Annotated in this window: 14 protein-coding genes and 1 tRNA gene; 1 reads left to right on the forward strand and 14 read right to left on the reverse strand. The window is 60.3% G+C overall.

The features are described 5' to 3' along the window. Positions 1-82: 82 nt before the first annotated feature. The 9 genes from AC1AX7_RS00120 to AC1AX7_RS00160 all read right to left on the reverse strand — a co-directional run bounded on the left by AC1AX7_RS00120 (position 83) and on the right by AC1AX7_RS00160 (position 7,969). Positions 83-1,150: a LacI family DNA-binding transcriptional regulator gene (locus AC1AX7_RS00120; protein ID WP_476508087.1), complete on the reverse strand. Its 1,068-nt coding sequence runs from the start codon at positions 1,148-1,150 to the stop codon at positions 83-85. Positions 1,151-1,247: 97 nt separating this feature from the next. Then, complete coding sequence (locus AC1AX7_RS00125) at positions 1,248-1,925, reverse strand: YesL family protein (RefSeq protein WP_476508088.1); 678 nt, start codon at positions 1,923-1,925, stop codon at positions 1,248-1,250. Positions 1,926-2,017: 92 nt separating this feature from the next. Further along, positions 2,018-2,974, reverse strand: a complete 957-nt coding sequence (locus tag AC1AX7_RS00130; RefSeq protein WP_476508089.1) for a carbohydrate ABC transporter permease — start codon at positions 2,972-2,974, stop codon at positions 2,018-2,020. Between the two features lie 12 nt (positions 2,975-2,986). Then, complete coding sequence (locus AC1AX7_RS00135; RefSeq protein ID WP_476508376.1) at positions 2,987-3,910, reverse strand: ABC transporter permease; 924 nt, start codon at positions 3,908-3,910, stop codon at positions 2,987-2,989. 74 nt (positions 3,911-3,984) lie between these two features. Continuing rightward, the gene (locus AC1AX7_RS00140; protein ID WP_476508090.1) at positions 3,985-5,319 is read right to left on the reverse strand and encodes a type 2 periplasmic-binding domain-containing protein; all 1,335 of its coding nucleotides are present in this window, start codon (positions 5,317-5,319) and stop codon (positions 3,985-3,987) included. Positions 5,320-5,331: 12 nt separating this feature from the next. Beyond that, on the reverse strand, positions 5,332-5,592 hold the full coding sequence (locus AC1AX7_RS00145) for a hypothetical protein (RefSeq protein WP_476508091.1): 261 nt from the start codon (positions 5,590-5,592) through the stop codon (positions 5,332-5,334). A gap of 375 nt (positions 5,593-5,967) precedes the next feature. Next, on the reverse strand, positions 5,968-6,708 hold the full coding sequence (locus AC1AX7_RS00150; protein WP_476508092.1) for a MazG nucleotide pyrophosphohydrolase domain-containing protein: 741 nt from the start codon (positions 6,706-6,708) through the stop codon (positions 5,968-5,970). Positions 6,709-6,810: 102 nt separating this feature from the next. Then, positions 6,811-7,776 (reverse strand): phosphotransferase, encoded by a 966-nt coding sequence (locus AC1AX7_RS00155; RefSeq protein WP_476508093.1) that lies wholly within the window; start codon positions 7,774-7,776, stop codon positions 6,811-6,813. 119 nt (positions 7,777-7,895) lie between these two features. After that, positions 7,896-7,969, reverse strand: a tRNA-Leu gene (locus tag AC1AX7_RS00160). Positions 7,970-8,144: 175 nt separating this feature from the next. Between AC1AX7_RS00160 and AC1AX7_RS00165 the strand changes: the two genes are divergently transcribed. Continuing rightward, positions 8,145-8,759, forward strand: coding sequence for an NUDIX domain-containing protein (locus tag AC1AX7_RS00165; RefSeq protein ID WP_476508094.1), 615 nt, complete (start codon positions 8,145-8,147; stop codon positions 8,757-8,759). A gap of 196 nt (positions 8,760-8,955) precedes the next feature. Here AC1AX7_RS00165 and pyk read toward each other — a convergent pair whose 3' ends face one another. From pyk to rpsA, 5 genes are all read right to left on the reverse strand, one after another. Then, complete coding sequence (gene pyk / locus AC1AX7_RS00170) at positions 8,956-10,398, reverse strand: pyruvate kinase (protein ID WP_476508095.1); 1,443 nt, start codon at positions 10,396-10,398, stop codon at positions 8,956-8,958. 168 nt (positions 10,399-10,566) lie between these two features. Next, a complete protein-coding gene (locus AC1AX7_RS00175; protein WP_476508096.1) occupies positions 10,567-11,550 on the reverse strand; it encodes a TerC family protein in 984 nt (327 codons plus the stop codon). Between the two features lie 90 nt (positions 11,551-11,640). After that, complete coding sequence (uvrB, locus tag AC1AX7_RS00180; protein ID WP_476508097.1) at positions 11,641-13,752, reverse strand: excinuclease ABC subunit UvrB; 2,112 nt, start codon at positions 13,750-13,752, stop codon at positions 11,641-11,643. Continuing rightward, positions 13,742-14,362 carry a dephospho-CoA kinase gene (gene coaE / locus AC1AX7_RS00185; protein ID WP_476508098.1) on the reverse strand — a complete coding sequence of 207 codons (621 nt, stop codon included), beginning with the start codon at positions 14,360-14,362 and terminating at the stop codon, positions 13,742-13,744. The genes uvrB and coaE overlap by 11 nt, the downstream gene beginning before the upstream one ends. A 157-nt stretch (positions 14,363-14,519) precedes the next feature. Then, entirely contained in the window at positions 14,520-15,992 is a 1,473-nt protein-coding gene (gene rpsA, locus AC1AX7_RS00190) for a 30S ribosomal protein S1 (protein ID WP_476508099.1), read from the reverse strand. Positions 15,993-16,129 lie beyond the last annotated feature (137 nt).

The following is a 16,129-nucleotide window of genomic DNA, read 5'->3' on the forward strand; positions in this document are numbered from 1 at the left end:
TCGTTGTCGTATTGATGAATAATGATGAGGCAATCGTTTGCCTCGATAGTAAGACCCGAGCCCGCAGCACACCGCCGAACGTCTAGCGCGCGACGGAACCCTTTTCGATGAGCATGCAGGGGATGCGCGGGGCGTCGAGGCGCAAGGAAGGAAGCGGCACGCGGATATTCGCATTGCCCGCGGCCGACGCGCCTTCCGCTGCGATATCCGCACCGTCGTTCCACTCCTCGACGAGGGAAACCAGTTTCCTCACGCCCCAATAGCCCATTTCGTAGTGCGGAAACTCCACCGAAGACAACTCCGGAACGAGCAGTCCCGCGACGAAAGGCTGGTTGTCCACACCGATCACCGAGCATTCCCGGCCGACGCGCCATCCCCTGCGGGCGATCGCACGATAGGCCAACGGCGCACGGACATCGTTGAAGCAAAACACGCCGTCCGGATTCGTCTCGTCGAAGAAACGATCGACCACATCCTGCGGTTCGCGTTCATTGACGGCCAACACCATGGACTCGTCGAATCCGCAGCGGGACCGTTCCATCGCCTCACGATACCCGATCAGACGTTCCTTCCGCGCATAGATCGGCGCATCGGCATCAAGATAGACGATGCGGCGGCATCCCGCCTGCAGCAGCCTTTCGACCGCGCTGCGGGCGATGCCGCGCTCATCCGGACCGATCGAAGGATGGCTGCCGTTCTCATCCACCGCATCGACCACGACGGTGGGGATGCCGTCGAGCACCGCTGGAACGGTCACAGGACGGTCGTACATCATCGCATACAGGAACCCGTCCACGCCATAGCGCTTCGCCGCATCGATCTCCCGCTTTTCCAGCTCGGGATCGTTGCCGGTATTCATGGAGAACAAAATATACCCAAGATCCCGGGCGGCATCCTGAGCGCCGAGCATGATGCGCCCGGCGAAGGGCGTGGTGGCGATCTCGTCGCTGATGAACCCCAGGATACGGCTGCTGTTGGTCTTCAGATTACGGGCGACGAGATTCGGACGGTATCCCATCTCCTCGGCGACCTTGCGGATCCTTTCCGCCATCTCGGGCTTGATGCGCCCCCGCTCCTTGCCGCTGAGCACACGGGAAACGGTGGAGATCGACACTTCGGTCGCGAGCGCCACATCCTTCATCGTCACCATGTTCGTTTCCTTCCATCCTTCGACGCGTTGCCGGCGATGCCGCGACGCCGTGTCCCCCGGAGGCGTTCCGCCAATCTTCGTTATCCCGGTCTTCATATCAATGTACGGCGACCTTATGATGTGCCCGGTACGATTCGCTGTCGCGGACGTCCATGCCCGGCAAACGGGCGAACCAGTACACGCATACCGATGTCAGGAACGACGGCAGGGCCGATCCGAACACGACCGCGATTCCCGGCCACTTCAGCCAGATCGCGATGGTGAGAACGGCGACGACGACCATCGTCAGCGTGCACAGGGGGCGGGCGATCAGCATCTGCAGCGTGACGCGCACGCACCAGCGATTGTTTTCGGCGAAATTCGCGCGCACCGTCCAGACCAGCATCGAGAACGCGCCCACGGCGACGATCAGCAGCAGGAGGATCCCCGCGCACGCGTATCCGAACATGCCCACGTCATGCCAATTGACCACCCAATAGTCGTACAGGACCAGCAGTCCCAGCAACGCCATGGGCCATCCCAGCAGGTTCGCGGAACGCAGTTCGGCTTTCCACTCCCTGTGGAACATCGTCCAAGTCCGGCGAACCGTCCAGGAACGGTCCTCCGGCTTCAGCAGCCATGTGCGCCACAATCCGTACATGGCTCCGATCGAGGGGAAGAGTCCCAGAACGGCCAGCCCCAGCAGGGTGTGGACCAGCGCGGCGACGTTAAGGGTGAACGCGATGAGCACCGCACGGCAGCACCGCTCATAGCCGATGGCGAAACGTCCCATCATAATCGTCGACCTCTCATCACTTTGAAACCCGAATGCGTCGAGAATCGGAGGAGGCCGGGGAAAGCCCGGTCTCCTCCGGCCTCCCGCCTTGCCTAGCCCTTGACGGCGCCAAGCATGACGCCCTTGTTGAAGTAGCGCTGCAGGAACGGGTAGAGGACCAGCAACGGCAGCGTGGAAACGATGATGATGCCGAATTTCATCTGGTCAGCCGCGCGCTGCGCGTCCGAGACGCCGACCGATGCGGTGGACGTGGTCTGATTCACCAGCAGCAGCTGCTGCAGCACGTTCTGCAACGGTTTCTTATCCTGATCGATGATGTAGATGAGGCCGGTCATGAAGTCGTTCCAATGTCCGACGAAATAGTACAGGCCGATAACCGCCAGAATGGCGGAGCTCAGCGGGATCACGATGCGGAAGAAATATCCGAAGTAGCTCAATCCATCGAGCTGGGCGGCGTCATGCAATTCCTCGGGGATCGAGGTCTCGAAGAACGAGCGCGCCACGATCACATTGTACACGCTCACCGCTCCCGGCAGAATGAACACCCACCAGGTGTTGAGGATGTGAAGATCGCGGTACAGCATGTAGGCGGGGATCAGGCCGCCGGAGAAGAACATCGTCACCGTGAACATGAACAGGATGGCGCGACGGGGCTTGAATTCCCTGCGGGACAGGGCGAAGGCGACCGGGATCGTGACGACCATGTTCAGCGCGGTGCCGACGACCGAATACACCAACGTGTTACGGTAGCCGATCCAAATGCTCGACTCTTCGAAGATGCGTTCGAATCCGGCAAAGGTCACGTCAACGGGAAGCCAGCTGACACGGCCGCCGGCCACCGCATTCGGATCGGAGATCGATGAGATGATGATGAACCATAGCGGATAGAGCACAGCGACCGTGACGGCCGCGATCAGCGCCCAGATGATGATATCCGCCACCCAATCGCCGACGGTCTTGGATTGGCGACGCTTCTTGTTCCATGGAATGTCGTCGCCGGAAGACCGCGGAGCCAGTTGCGACACACTGACAGTGGTTTGTGCACTCATAGCAGATGCTCCTTAGAAAATGCTCGAATTCGCCACGCGCTTCGAAATCGCGTTGGCCGTGATCAGGAAGACGAAGTTGACGACGGTGTTGAACAGGCCGATTGCCGTCGAATACGAGAACTGCGCGCTTTGGATACCGATCTTGAAGGTGTAGGTCGAAATGACCTCGGTCGCCGGCAGGTTCAAAGAGTTCTGCAGCAGGTAGATCTTGTCGAAGCCGACGTTGAGCACGGATCCCATCTGCATGATCAGCAGCACGCCAGCGGTGGGCAGGATGGCCGGGAAATCGACATAGCGGACGAGCTGGAACCTTCCCGCGCCGTCGATTTTAGCGGCCTCGTACAGCGAGGTGTCCACCGAGCTCAGTGCGGCCAGATAGATGATGCAGTTCCAGCCGCAGTGCTGCCAGACTTCGGATATCCAGTAGACGGCGGTGATGGCCGAGGTGCTGCCCAACAGGCTTTCGTCGCCGAACATCTTGCCGATGAAACCGTTGTTCGGATCGAGGAAGATGTTCAGCATCGAGACGATAACCACCGTCGAGATGAAATGCGGCATGTAGGTGACCGTCTGCACGAACCCTTTGACCTTGCTGGAGTTGATTTGGTTGATCAGCAGCGCCAGGATGATCGGGAAGATGAAGCCGGTGACCAGCGTCCACAGACTGATCCGGAAGGTGTTCCACATGATCTCGCCGAAAAGCGGCGAGGTGAAGAACTGCTCGAAATAGTGCAGGCCGACCCAGTCGCCGCCGGTCAGGCCCTTGGCCGAATCGAATTCGCGGAACGCCAGCTGGATGCCCCACATGGGCACATAGGCGAACAACGCGACGAAGACGATGGCCGGCGCGGAAAGCACCCACAGCTGCCAGTATCTGCGGAAATGATCGGCAAAACGTTCAAGCAGGCCCGGTTTTCCATGTTCGACGCCGGCCATCGGCGTCGCGTCCGCGACCGCTGAGGAATTTCGTATACTCATCGCTGTTTCCTATCTTGTATGTTCCGGCCCGGTCACTTGGTGGCCTCGTCGTAGTACTTCTGCCAAATATCGATGTTTTCCTGCAGTCCCAGGCTCGGCGTATTCAGCTTCTTGATGTAGTCGTCCCATTGTTCGTCGATGCCGCCGTTCTGGAACCATTGGGCGATCATGTTGTTCGCGTAGTTGCCGATCGAGGTGTTGTTGTTCTGCAGCGTCTCCATGTCGGAGCTGTCGGGACGCACATAGATCGGGATCACGTCGCCTGTCGGGTCGACGTTGGCGAGCGCCTCTTCGCATGCCTTATTGCTGGCGATCACGTATTCGGCGTTCGTGTCGTTGACTATCGTCACCTCGTCGGGGATGTACCCGCCGAAACGGTCCTGCAGCGCCACCGCACGCGTGTCGGTGTATTCGGCATAGGCGACTTCCGGGTCGATGGTGTACTGGTGGTCGCCGTCGTCGCCGACCACCGCCGGGATGGATCCGAAGTAGCCTTCAACGGACAGGCGTTCTCCGTACATCGCATCGACGACCTTGAGCACGGCGTCGAGGTTCGGGGCGTCGGGAGACACCGTGACCGAATAGGCGAATTCGGTGGCGTCCGCCGAATAATCCCACTTGACGTCGCCGTCCGACATCGATGCGTCCTGTTTCAGCGGGGGCAGGGTGATGTATTGGTCGGCGAGCTGCCCGTACTCGCTGTTTGTGGACCAGCCGATGGAGACGCCTGTGGTGGCGGTCTTCCCGTCCCCGATGGTCTGGGCGTCATATTGTGAAGCGTCACGCGTCAGCGAATCCTTCGGGATCAATCCCTTTTCGACCAGTTCGTGCAGGAAGGTCAGCACATCCTTGAGGTTTTCGGACGTGTAGTAGCTTCTGACCTCGCCGTCCTCCACGTAAAAGCCTTGGCTGGAGGCCGACGTCCCCATGAAGCTGGTGGCGATGCCGGTGGAGTTGAGCAGTACGAGGGCGCTCCACAATCCGAACCCGAGGCTGCGGATGTTCATCGGGACCTCATCGGCCTCGCCATTGCCGTTCGGGTCCCGGGTCTTGAACGCTTCAAGCACCGTCTCCAACTCGTCCCACGTCGTCGGCACTTCAAGTCCGAGATCATCCAGCCATGTCTTGTTGATGAACATGTGGGTGGCCGAGACTCGATAGCCTTTGCCTCGATCGGATGGGATGTTGTAGATTTTGTCGCCGTCCTGCGCCATCTTCAATGCGACGGGGCGTTCGTCGAAGAATTTCCTGACGTTCGGCATCTTGTCCAGATACGGGGCCAGATCAAGGAATTCCGAATAGAAACGGCTGACGTCGGTGTAGTCGTACAACGTCAGACCGATGTCGGGGAACTCCCCGGCGGCCATTCGCGGCGCCTTCTACTGGCCCCACGAATTGTCATCGACTTCCGACCATTCGATCGTGCAATCGCAGGCCGCTTCCAATTCATCGTCGTACCCCATGTCCTCAATGGGATTGTCGGTGACGTTGCGCCGGACCATGATACGGACGATCGGCTTGCCCTGCTCGTCGACGGTCGCTTCCTGGCTGTCTCCGCATGCAGCCAATGGCACGACCAGAGCCAGGGCGGTGCCCGCGGCGATTGCGGAGCGTATTCCGCACAGACCACTGCGTCTCATGTCTTCTCCTTTTCGATGTGCATTACGTCTCATATCGGCCAAGAACCACAGAAAAACGGCATCCTATGAATTCTTCTCCCTATGGCTCCTATGCCTTTCGACGCCTTTGACTATATAACGCCAAACGTTTGCCGTCAAACGTTTGACAAATGGAGTGTCAAAAAGTGGACAGACACGGAACCGCCAGCGCTCCGGATTCCCCTCAAACCGCCGGCGAAAGACGCGGAAGCCCTAACCCTCCGTCCGCGCCACGAATCCGCTACAACAAAAAAGGCGGACGCCAATACGTCCGCCCCGCTCCGCCATATCACGCGGAACCGCAGCGCAGCCGACAGGAAAACGGGTGTCTTCCCGGACCCGCCGCACCATCCGGCATCAACGATGCTCGATTTCGACGATCGCCGCCTCGACGGCACGCAGCCGATTACGCAACGCCGCCTCCACGTCGATGCCATCGGCGTCCGCACGGCGGATGAGCGCGAGGACATCGTCGGCGACGGCGTCCGACCGCTCGGATCGCGCCGCATCGAATGCGGCTTCCAATTCGTCGGCGCGTTCGGAGCCGGCCACGCGATGGACCACCTTTGCCGCACGCAGGAACGCGCCCTGCGACTGCGAAATGCCTTCAAGCACCGAAGTGCGATGCTTCTCCTTGCGCTTCATCTCGTCCCAAAGCCGCAGCACCTCCTGCGGCGACCGCTCGGCATCATCCGCCGTGTCGGCATCAGGCGCGAACACCGCCGGATGACGCGTAATGAGCTTGTCGACAAGCCGATCGCACACTTCGTCAAGCGTGAACGGATCCGAGACGTCCTTCTGGCAGACGACGCCCTGGAACACCGACTGCAGCAGCAAATCGCCCAGTTCCTCACGCATGCCTTCCCTGTCGTCCGCCTCCACGGTATCGACGTATTCGTAAGTCTCCTCGATGAGGTTCTTCAACAGCGTGCGGCTGGTCTGCCCGCCATCCCACGGGCATCCTCCCGGAGCCGCGAGAACCGTCACAACGGCGCGAACGCGATCGAGCGCGCTTGTGGCCTCCACCACCGGCCGCAACTTCGGGCAGCCTTCGAATCCTGCGGGCAAGCGGTAAGCATCATGTGCAGCATCAGTCATGGCAACCACTGTAGAACGGCGTGCCCGCGGTTGGCAAGAACACAGCGCACGGGATTTCACGGGCACGGGCTCCGGCGTGAACTGCGGTCATAATGGGACGGGTCATACGACGCAATGTTCAAGCACCCGCCTCTTCATCTTCGAACGGTAGATGATGCGCCGAACGGTTTGCTCGACCTGTTCGGCCCCGACTCCCCTCTCATCGTCTTCGCAATCGATGCCCAGAACGCGCCGTATGCTGTATTCCAGCCACGCCAGCATGCCGTCGTCGCAGTCGTACAGGGTTTCCCAATCCTCCGGCAGTCGCCCGCCCGCATCCGCATACCCTCGCAGAAACGCCTGGAACAGGCGAAAATCCACCCGGCAGCTTTCATATCCCGACCAGCAAAGCGCCGTATTGAGCAATTCCAGGGACGGATTGCCGTAGGACAGGCATTCAAGGTCGATGATGCGATAATCCTCCCCGTTCCAAAGAACGTTTTTGGGATCCATGTCGTTATGGCAGATCGACATGACGGAGGGCAGCCGCCTGCCCGCCCGATCGCCCCTGCTCTGACCGTCCCGGATCACAGGCATGGCGTTCTTCAGAATCCCATACAGCCGGACATCGGTCTTGTCCAGCATGGCAAGGTAGAAGTCCCAGTCAATGGATGTCTCTGGGCGAACGTCGCATTCGGCCCTTCCGTCCACGCCATGAATGCCGGCGAGGGCATTCCCGACCGCCTCGCAATGACGTTCCGTTATCTCGCCGTCCGCCAGCGGCCTTCCGGGATAGTAGTCGAACACGTAGCAATATGCCCCGTCCACTTCCTGCATCTTCTTCCCATCAAAGGACAACGCGGGGAGGATCGGGATGCCGTGCGCCTCCAGCAGGAACTCAAGCCGCTCCGCACGCGCGTAATTCGCCATGGCCGAATCGCGTTGCATGACGGACGGATTCAGCAGCTTCACCGCATAGACGCCCTGATCCGTATCGATCCTGTACATCTTGTGCATGAGGCCGCCTTCCAGCCGGACAGGCTCACCCTTCAGCCTCCAATGGCGCCTTTCGGCCAGCTTGACGAACATCGAATGCCTCCTTGGATTCAATTCGCAGTCATAAGAAAGTGCGGATGCGTCGAACATGGCCGCGGAAAGCAAAACGCCCGCAGCGGGCGATACCCGACTGCGGACGTTCGTTGGACCGGTGCCCCCGGTGGGACTCGAACCCACACTGCACAGATTTTGAGGCTGTTTCCTCTACCAATTGGGATACAGGGGCGTTGCAAGCAACTCGATTAAGATACCACATTCTCCAACACTCGCAAAACAGCGTGTCGCCGCAACGTGGACGGAACGGAAAATCCGCAAAGAGAAACGGCGAAGCCTCCCACGCTTTGCGACTTGGCTCATCTACAATATCGGATAGGTTGCACTGACCCCATCAAGGAGGCTCTATGAGCGACAAAACCTACCGCCGGTTCGATCCATGGCGTCCCGCCCCGGTAAGCGAGGAGTCCCGTCATCAGATCATCACCAGCCACTATTTCAATGTTGATCATGTGGTGCTTGATTCCAACGACGTCGGGCATTTCGAACGTTATCTCGTGCACGAAAACAACGGGGACACCGTGGGCGTGCTGGCCGTCACCGACGATGGCCGCATTCCGTTGGTCGAACAATACCGCATCCCCACGCATCGTTGGACGTTGGAGATTCCGGCCGGCCATGCGGTTACGCCGAACGAACGGCCTTTGCAGATCGCCGAACGCAAGCTGCGCGACGAGGCGGGCTTCAAGGCGAAGCATCTGACGCAATTCAGCCGCTATGTCAATACGCCCAGTTTCTCCGACCAGCATACCGTGCTGTTTCTCGCCACCGGCCTGACTCCGGTCGGGCGCGGCGATTTCGGCCCCGAGACGCCACGTTCCGAGGTCCGCCTGTACACCGTGGACGAAGCGTATGACATGGTCCTTAATGGAACCATCATCGATTCCAAGACGATCATCGCCATTCTTCGCGCGCATTCCGCGCCGATGGGCGTTATCGATGATCCGGAAAACGCAGGCTGACCCAGCCGATTCCAAAAACCGTGCAGCATACGTGTTGTGGGCGCTGCGAACAGTTCCGCAGCGCCCACAACACGTTTTTACGCATATACGTACGGAACGCATGGATGCCGTTAGCCCCGTATGATTGTGGCCCATGCCTTCACCGGCATGGGCCACAATCATACGGGGCTACTTACGAGCGATCGCTTTCGGACGATCAGTCGCAGGTGCCGACGGTGTGCACGTAGATGGAATCCGTGCGGCCCGGCTGATGCTCACCCTGGGCGGAGCTCAGCACGACGATCTTGTCGCCGTCGGAGACCTTGCCGACTTCACTCAGAACCTTGTCGGTGAAGATCATCAGGTCCTTGCGGGACTTGTCGTGATAGTCCTCGTCCAGCAGGAAGGCTTCGGTGCCCCAGCTCAGAGCCAGCCAGTGATAGGTATGCTCGTTGTTGGTCAGGCCGAAGATCGGGGTGGCCGGGCGTTCACGGGAGACGCGGTGCACGGTGGCGCCGGTCTGGGTGTAGGCCACGATGGCCTTGGCGTTGAGCTTGTCGGCCAAGTCCACGGCGGCGGAGGAAACGGCGCCGGTGGAGGACATGTCGAGGTTCTTCAGCGTCGGAATGCGGTCGAAGCCATGTTCGGTTGCGAAGCTGGAGATGCGGCTCATCGTGTTCACGGTCTCGGCCGGATACTTGCCGACGGCGGTTTCATTGGAGGTCATCGTGGCGTCGGTGCCGTCGAGGACGGCGTTGGCGCAGTCGGAGGCCTCAGCGCGGGTCGGGACCGGGGAGTTGACCATGGAGCCCAGGACTTCGGTGGCGACGATGACCGGCTTGGCGTACTGGCGGGCCAGTTCGATGCAACGCTTGGTGGCCAGCGGGACCTCTTCCAGCGGGCATTCGACGGCCATGTCGCCACGGGCGACCATGATGCCGTCGAAGGCCTTGACGATGTCTTCGAGGTTTTCGAGAGCCTGCGGCTTTTCGATCTTGGCGACGACCGGGATGCGACGGCCTTCCTCGTCCATGATCTCATGGGCGCGATCGATGTCGGTGGCGAAACGGACGAAGGACATCGCGATGATGTCGGCGCCGGTCTGGATGGCCCAGCGCAGATCGGCCTCGTCCTTTTCGGTCAGGGCCGGCAGGGAGACCGCGACGCCCGGCAGATTGATGCCCTTGTGGCTGGAGACCGGTCCGGCGACGATGACCTTGGTGTGCACGTTGTTGCCTTCGACCTTGGTGACCTCCAGACGGACCTTGCCGTCGTCGATCAGGATCGGATCGCCCGGATGGCAGTCGCCCGGCAGGCCCTTGAAGGTGGTGGAGGTGACATGCTCGTCGCCTTCGATGTCATCGGTGGTGATGACGAATTCCTGGCCTTCGGTCAGATAGACCTTGTCTTCGCCTTCGGCGTTCTTCTTGAACCAGCCGCAGCGGATCTTCGGGCCCTGCAGGTCAACCAGAACTGCGACGTTGCGGCCGGTGGCCTTGCCCGCTTCGCGAACGTTGTTGTACACGCGCAGGTGATCTTCAGGAGTACCGTGGGAGCGGTTGAGTCGAGCGACGTCCATGCCCGCTTCGACGATCTTGGTGAGGTTCTCAAGAGATTCGGTAGCGGGACCGATGGTATCTACGATCTTGGCTTTACGCATGAATGCCTGCCTATCCTATTCTTCTTGGTAGGGGCATGGATAGCCCCTGTTCGAGTTTTAGTCTACTAGTTTTTTTGCGATCAGTCACACCGGGCAAAAGGTGTGTTGTGAGCGCTCACATCATTTTCGGGAAAAGGATTTCCTTACTGCGGCAACGCTTTGGCGCACTTACTTGCCTTTCGATTGCAAAGAACGCATTTTTATCACGCTGGCAAGCGCCGCGCCGCCGATCGCCACGACGATGACGGCGAGCGACAGCCAGGTGGGCACTTCGGGCACCCATTCGACCGGGTCGCCGCCGTTGATGAACGGCAGGGAATTGCCGTGCAGCGCCTCCATGATCAGCTTGACGCCGATGAAGCCGAGCACGACAGACAGGCCGACGGGCAGATAGACCAGCTTGTCAAGCAGCGCGCCGAGCAGGAAGTACAGCTGCTGCAGGCCGAGCAACGCGAACACATTGGAGGTGAACACGATGAACGGATCCTTGGTCAGGCCGAAGATCGCGGGAATCGAATCGAACGCGAACATCACATCGGTGGTGCCGATGGTCAGGAACACGATCAGCATCGGCGTCCAATACTTCACGCCGTCCTTTTCCGTGCGCAGATGCTCGCCGTCGTATTCGTCGGTGATGCGCACCACCTTGCGCAACGCGTGAATCAGCGCATTCTCGTGATACTCCTCCTCATCGTCGCCGCCGATGACCAACTTGACGGCGGTGAAGATCAGGAACGCGCCGAACAGGAAGAACACCCAGGTGAAACGCGAGATGATGGCGGCTCCCACCAGAATGAAGCATCCGCGGAAGACCAAGGCGATCGTGATGCCGACGCTCAGCACGTATTTCTGCATTTCCTTGGGCACGACGAAATTCGACATGATGATGACGAACACGAACAGGTTGTCCAGGCTCAGCGAATATTCGGTCAGCCAGCCGGAATAGAACTCGATCGCGGGCTGGGGGCCGGAGACCGCCCATACAAGGGCGCCGAAGATCAACGCCATCACGACGAAGAACCCAATATGCTGCACGCATTCCTTCGTGGAAGGAACATGCGGCCTGCGTCCGACGACGAACAGATCAACGACGAAGAAAATCGCCAACACCACGAATGTGGCAACCATAAAAGCAACTGGAGTCTCTGACATAAGCACCTAGCTTACGCCGAGGGCATACAACTCGCCCGCTCACGGCCGCAGAAGACGTCATCGGCGGCACGCGCCGCCCGTCGGCACGGATCAGCGTTTCGCCTCCGTCATCTGCCGCAATTCCTTCTTCAGATCGCGGATCTCATCGCGCAGGCGCGCCGCCAATTCGAATTGCAGCTGTTCCGCGGCGGTATGCATCTGTTCGGACAGCTGGCGAATCAGATCGGCCAGATCCTGCGCCGGCAGACCGGCCTTCACGATCCGCTCATGGCGCTTGCGCATCTCGTCCTCATTCGCCGACGGCACGCCCAGATGCGTGTTTCCGGCCTTGCCGGCATTACGGTATCCGCCTGCCAGCAGCGTCTGCGTATCGACGTCCTCTTTGGCGAGCATGTCGTTGACGTCGCTGATCTTCTTGATGAGCGGCTTCGGATCGATGCCGTGCTCCTTGTTGTAGGCGATCTGGCGGTCACGGCGACGATTCGTCTCTTCAATGGCCTTATCCATGGCGTCGGTGATTTCGTCGGCATACATGATGACGGTGCCCGAGACGTTTCGCGCGGCGCGGCCGATCGTCTGGATCAGCGAACGATAGGAACGCAGGAATCCTTCCTTGTCGGCGTCGAGGATCGCGACAAGCGACACCTCCGGCAGGTCAAGGCCCTCTCGCAGCAGATTGATGCCGACGATGACGTCGATCTTGCCTTCACGCAGTTCCCGCAGCAATTCCACGCGCCGAAGGGTGTCGACGTCGGAATGCAGATATTCGACCTTGATGCCGCGCTCCAGAAGATAATCGGTCAGGTCCTCCGCCATTTTCTTGGTCAGCGTCGTGACCAGCGTGCGCTCCCCCTTCGCCACGCGATCCTTGATCTCAGCCAGCAGATCATCGACCTGTCCCTCGACCGGGCGCACGTCGATCCGCGGGTCGACCAGACCGGTCGGTCGGATGATCTGTTCGACCACGCCGTCGGACAGGCCCATCTCATAATCGCCGGGCGTCGCCGACAGATACACGGTCTGGCCGACGCGTTCCAGAAATTCCGGCCATTTCAGCGGACGATTGTCCATTGCGGACGGCAGACGGAAACCATGTTCGACCAGCGTGCGCTTACGGGAGGCATCGCCTTCGTACATCGCGCCGATCTGCGGCACGGTCACGTGGGATTCGTCGATGACCAGCAGAAAATCGTCCGGGAAGAAATCCAGCAGCGTATGCGGCGGCGTCCCCGGCTCACGCCCGTCGAAATGCCGCGAATAGTTCTCCACGCCGGAGCACACGCCCACCTGGGCGAGCATCTCCAGGTCGTACGTGGTGCGCATCGTCAGACGCTGCGCCTCCAACTCCTTGCCCTGCTTGCGCAATTCGGCCACACGCCGGTCCAGCTCCTCCTGGATGGTGTGCAGCGCGCGTTCCATGCGTTCCGGACCGGCCACATAGTGCGAGGCGGGAAAGATGTGGATTTCCGTCTCCTCCCCGATCACGTCGCCGGTCAGCGGATGCAGCGTGCAGATGCGGTCGATCTCGTCGCCGAAGAATTCGATGCGTACCGCCAGCTCCTCATAGACGGGAATGATTTCGACGGTGTCGCCGCGCACGCGGAACGTGCCGCGCGTGAACGCGATGTCGTTGCGTTTGTATTGCATGGAGACGAATTGGCGCAGCAGCTGGTCGCGGTCGATCTGCTGGCCCTGGCGCAGCAGAAGCATGCGCCCCGCGTATTCCTCCGGCGTGCCCAGGCCGTAGATGCAGCTGACGGTGGCGACGACCACGCAGTCGCGGCGTGTCAGCAGATTGGCCGTGGCCGCATGGCGAAGGCGCTCCACGTCGTCGTTGATGTTGGAATCCTTCTCGATATACGTATCGGTCTGCGGGATATACGCCTCCGGCTGATAGTAGTCGTAGTAGCTCACGAAATAGCTCACGGCGTTGTCGGGCATAAGCTCGCGGAATTCCGCGCACAACTGCGCCGCCAGCGTCTTATTCGGCTCGATGATCAGCGTCGGGCGCTGCAGGCGTTCGATAAGCCATGCCGTCGTCGCGGTCTTGCCGGTGCCGGTCGCGCCCATCAGCACGACGTCGTTTTCGCCGTCCTCTATGCGGCGCGCGAGCTCTTCGATGGCCTGAGGCTGGTCGCCGCTCGGCTTGTACGGCGATTTGACGACGAAGGGCTTGTCGGTGCGCTCGATGTTAAATCCCATGATGGTCTCCCCAATGCTTGTAGATTGCTTCCACGGCCTGCAGCATGACATGCTTCGGCTGCGTCGAATCGATGACGGCGTCGGCGATGGCTCGGCGCGCCGCCTGTGAGGATTGGTGCCGGATGCGGTCGAGAGCCTGCTCTTCGCTCATGCCGCGTGTCCGCACCATACGCCGCACACGCACCGTTTCCGGCGCCTCCACGGTGATGATGCGGTCGAATCGGAACGGGATGGCGTCGATCACTTCGGCCAGGAGCGGCACATCATGCACGATGACGTCTCGATGTTCGGCGACCGCCTGCAGTTCCCTTTGTGCCGCCAGCTCGTAGATAAGAGGATGCTCTATTGCGTCAAGGCGTTCTCGCGCGCCTTCGGGCGCGGATGCGGAAAACACGTGTTCGGCCATCCATGGGCGGTTCAGCGTGCCATCCTCGCTGATGGCGTCCGGCCCGAAGGCCTCTTCGATGCGTTTCAGGCCCGCGCTTCCCGGAGCCACGACGTCACGTGCGAGCCGGTCGTAATCGATGACGGCAGCGCCCAGTTCGCGCAGGCGCGCCGATACCGTGCTTTTGCCCGCGGCGATGCCGCCCGTCAGTCCCACTCGTATCACACCGTCATACTACCGTGCCTGGCATGTGACGGGCAACGGCGCTTGAACCGTGCATGGCGAAATATGCGTGTGGCCCCTCATCCGAAAAGGATGAGGGGCCACACAGCAGCCGGCTAGACTAGTCGGTTAATGCGAAGTCGCTCTCCGTAGGGAAAACTCACTTGCCGAGCAGCTGGTCGCGCAGGGCGGCGAGCTGATCGGAATCGGCGAGGGTGCCGGTGGAAGTGTTCTCGGAGGAGTAGTTGGACACCTCTTCGACCTTCTCTTCCTTGGCGGCCTGGCCGTCTTCGGCCGCGGAGGCAGCTGCGTTCTCCAGCTCCTTGGCGACGAATTCCTTATGCTCTTCCCACAGGTCGTGAGCGGCGGCGTACTGGGATTCCCATTCCTCGCGCTGCTTCTCGTAACCGGCGATCCACTCGTTGGTGTTCGGGTCGAAGCCTTCCGGATACTTGTAGTTGCCGTCTTCGTCGTACTCGGCCGGCATGCCGTACAGGGCCGGATCGAAGTCTTCGGAAGCCGGATCAACGGAGTCGTTGGCCTGCTTGAGGGACAGGGAGATGCGACGACGATCCAGGTCGACGTCGATCACCTTGACGAACACCTCTTCGCCCGGCTTGACGACGGTCTCCGGGTTCTCCACGTGGCGGTTGGCCAGCTCGGAGATGTGCACGAGGCCTTCGATGCCGTCTTCGACGGAGATGAACACGCCGAACTGAACGATCTTGGTGACCTTGCCCTTGACGATCTGGCCCGGAACGTGGGTGCGGGCGAAGCGCTGCCACGGATCTTCCTGGGTGGCCTTCAGGGACAGGGAGATGCGTTCGCGATCGAGATCGACGTCGAGGACCTCGACGGTGACCTTGTCGCCGACCTTGACGACCTCGGACGGGTGGTCGATGTGCTTCCAGGACAGCTCGGAGACGTGGATCAGGCCGTCAACGCCGCCCAGATCGACGAATGCACCGAAGTTGACGATGGAGGACACGACGCCTTCGCGAATCTGGCCCTTCTTGAGCTGCGAGAGGAAGGTCTCGCGGACCTCGGACTGGGTCTCTTCGAGGTACTGGCGGCGGGACAGGACCACGTTGTTGCGGTTCTTGTCGAGCTCGAGGATCTTGGCCTTGATGGTCTGGCCGATGTACGGGGACAGGTCGCGGACGCGACGCATTTCGACCAGCGATGCCGGCAGGAAGCCACGCAGGCCGATGTCCACGATGAGGCCACCCTTGACGGCTTCGATGACGGTGCCTTCGACGACGCCGTCGGCTTCCTTGATCTTCTCGATGTCGCCCCAGGCGCGCTCGTACTGAGCACGCTTCTTGGACAGGATCAGACGGCCTTCCTTGTCTTCCTTGGTGACGACAAGGGCTTCGATGGTGTCGCCGACCTCGACGACCTCGTCCGGATCGACGTCCTTCTTGATGGAAAGCTCACGGGAGGGGATGACGCCCTCGGTCTTGTAGCCGATGTCGAGCAGGACCTCATCGTGATCGACCTTGACGACGGTACCTTCGACCAGATCACCATCATCGAAGTTCTTGATGGTGGAATCGACTGCCTTGATGAAGTCTTCTTCGGTGCCGATGTCGTTGATGGCGACCTTGGTGACTTCGAAATTGTTCTCTGCCATTAATGTGGTTCTTACATAAATGAGTGATGGATAAAATCGTTATTCAGTTATCGCGCCGCATGCACGGTTCGCCGTACGAGCAGCAAGAATCAAGGATAACCGAAGCCCTGCACAAAATTCCTGAAAAAATTCGGGCG

Source organism: Bifidobacterium sp. LH_449 (genome assembly GCF_056356755.1).

Bases quoted from the DNA above. Each gene is read 5' to 3' on its own strand.
- AC1AX7_RS00155 (WP_476508093.1), bottom strand. From the start codon at position 7,776: ATGTTCGTCAAGCTGGCCGAAAGGCGCCATTGGAGGCTGAAGGGTGAG.
- AC1AX7_RS00125 (WP_476508088.1), bottom strand. From the start codon at position 1,925: ATGATGGGACGTTTCGCCATCGGCTATGAGCGGTGCTGCCGTGCGGTG.
- AC1AX7_RS00175 (WP_476508096.1), bottom strand. From the start codon at position 11,550: ATGTCAGAGACTCCAGTTGCTTTTATGGTTGCCACATTCGTGGTGTTG.
- rpsA (WP_476508099.1), bottom strand. From the start codon at position 15,992: ATGGCAGAGAACAATTTCGAAGTCACCAAGGTCGCCATCAACGACATC.
- AC1AX7_RS00150 (WP_476508092.1), bottom strand. From the start codon at position 6,708: ATGACTGATGCTGCACATGATGCTTACCGCTTGCCCGCAGGATTCGAA.
- AC1AX7_RS00120 (WP_476508087.1), bottom strand. From the start codon at position 1,150: ATGGTGACGATGAAGGATGTGGCGCTCGCGACCGAAGTGTCGATCTCC.
- AC1AX7_RS00145 (WP_476508091.1), bottom strand. From the start codon at position 5,592: ATGAGACGCAGTGGTCTGTGCGGAATACGCTCCGCAATCGCCGCGGGC.
- pyk (WP_476508095.1), bottom strand. From the start codon at position 10,398: ATGCGTAAAGCCAAGATCGTAGATACCATCGGTCCCGCTACCGAATCT.
- uvrB (WP_476508097.1), bottom strand. From the start codon at position 13,752: ATGGGATTTAACATCGAGCGCACCGACAAGCCCTTCGTCGTCAAATCG.
- AC1AX7_RS00140 (WP_476508090.1), bottom strand. From the start codon at position 5,319: ATGGCCGCCGGGGAGTTCCCCGACATCGGTCTGACGTTGTACGACTAC.
- AC1AX7_RS00135 (WP_476508376.1), bottom strand. From the start codon at position 3,910: ATGGCCGGCGTCGAACATGGAAAACCGGGCCTGCTTGAACGTTTTGCC.
- AC1AX7_RS00130 (WP_476508089.1), bottom strand. From the start codon at position 2,974: ATGAGTGCACAAACCACTGTCAGTGTGTCGCAACTGGCTCCGCGGTCT.
- AC1AX7_RS00165 (WP_476508094.1), top strand. From the start codon at position 8,145: ATGAGCGACAAAACCTACCGCCGGTTCGATCCATGGCGTCCCGCCCCG.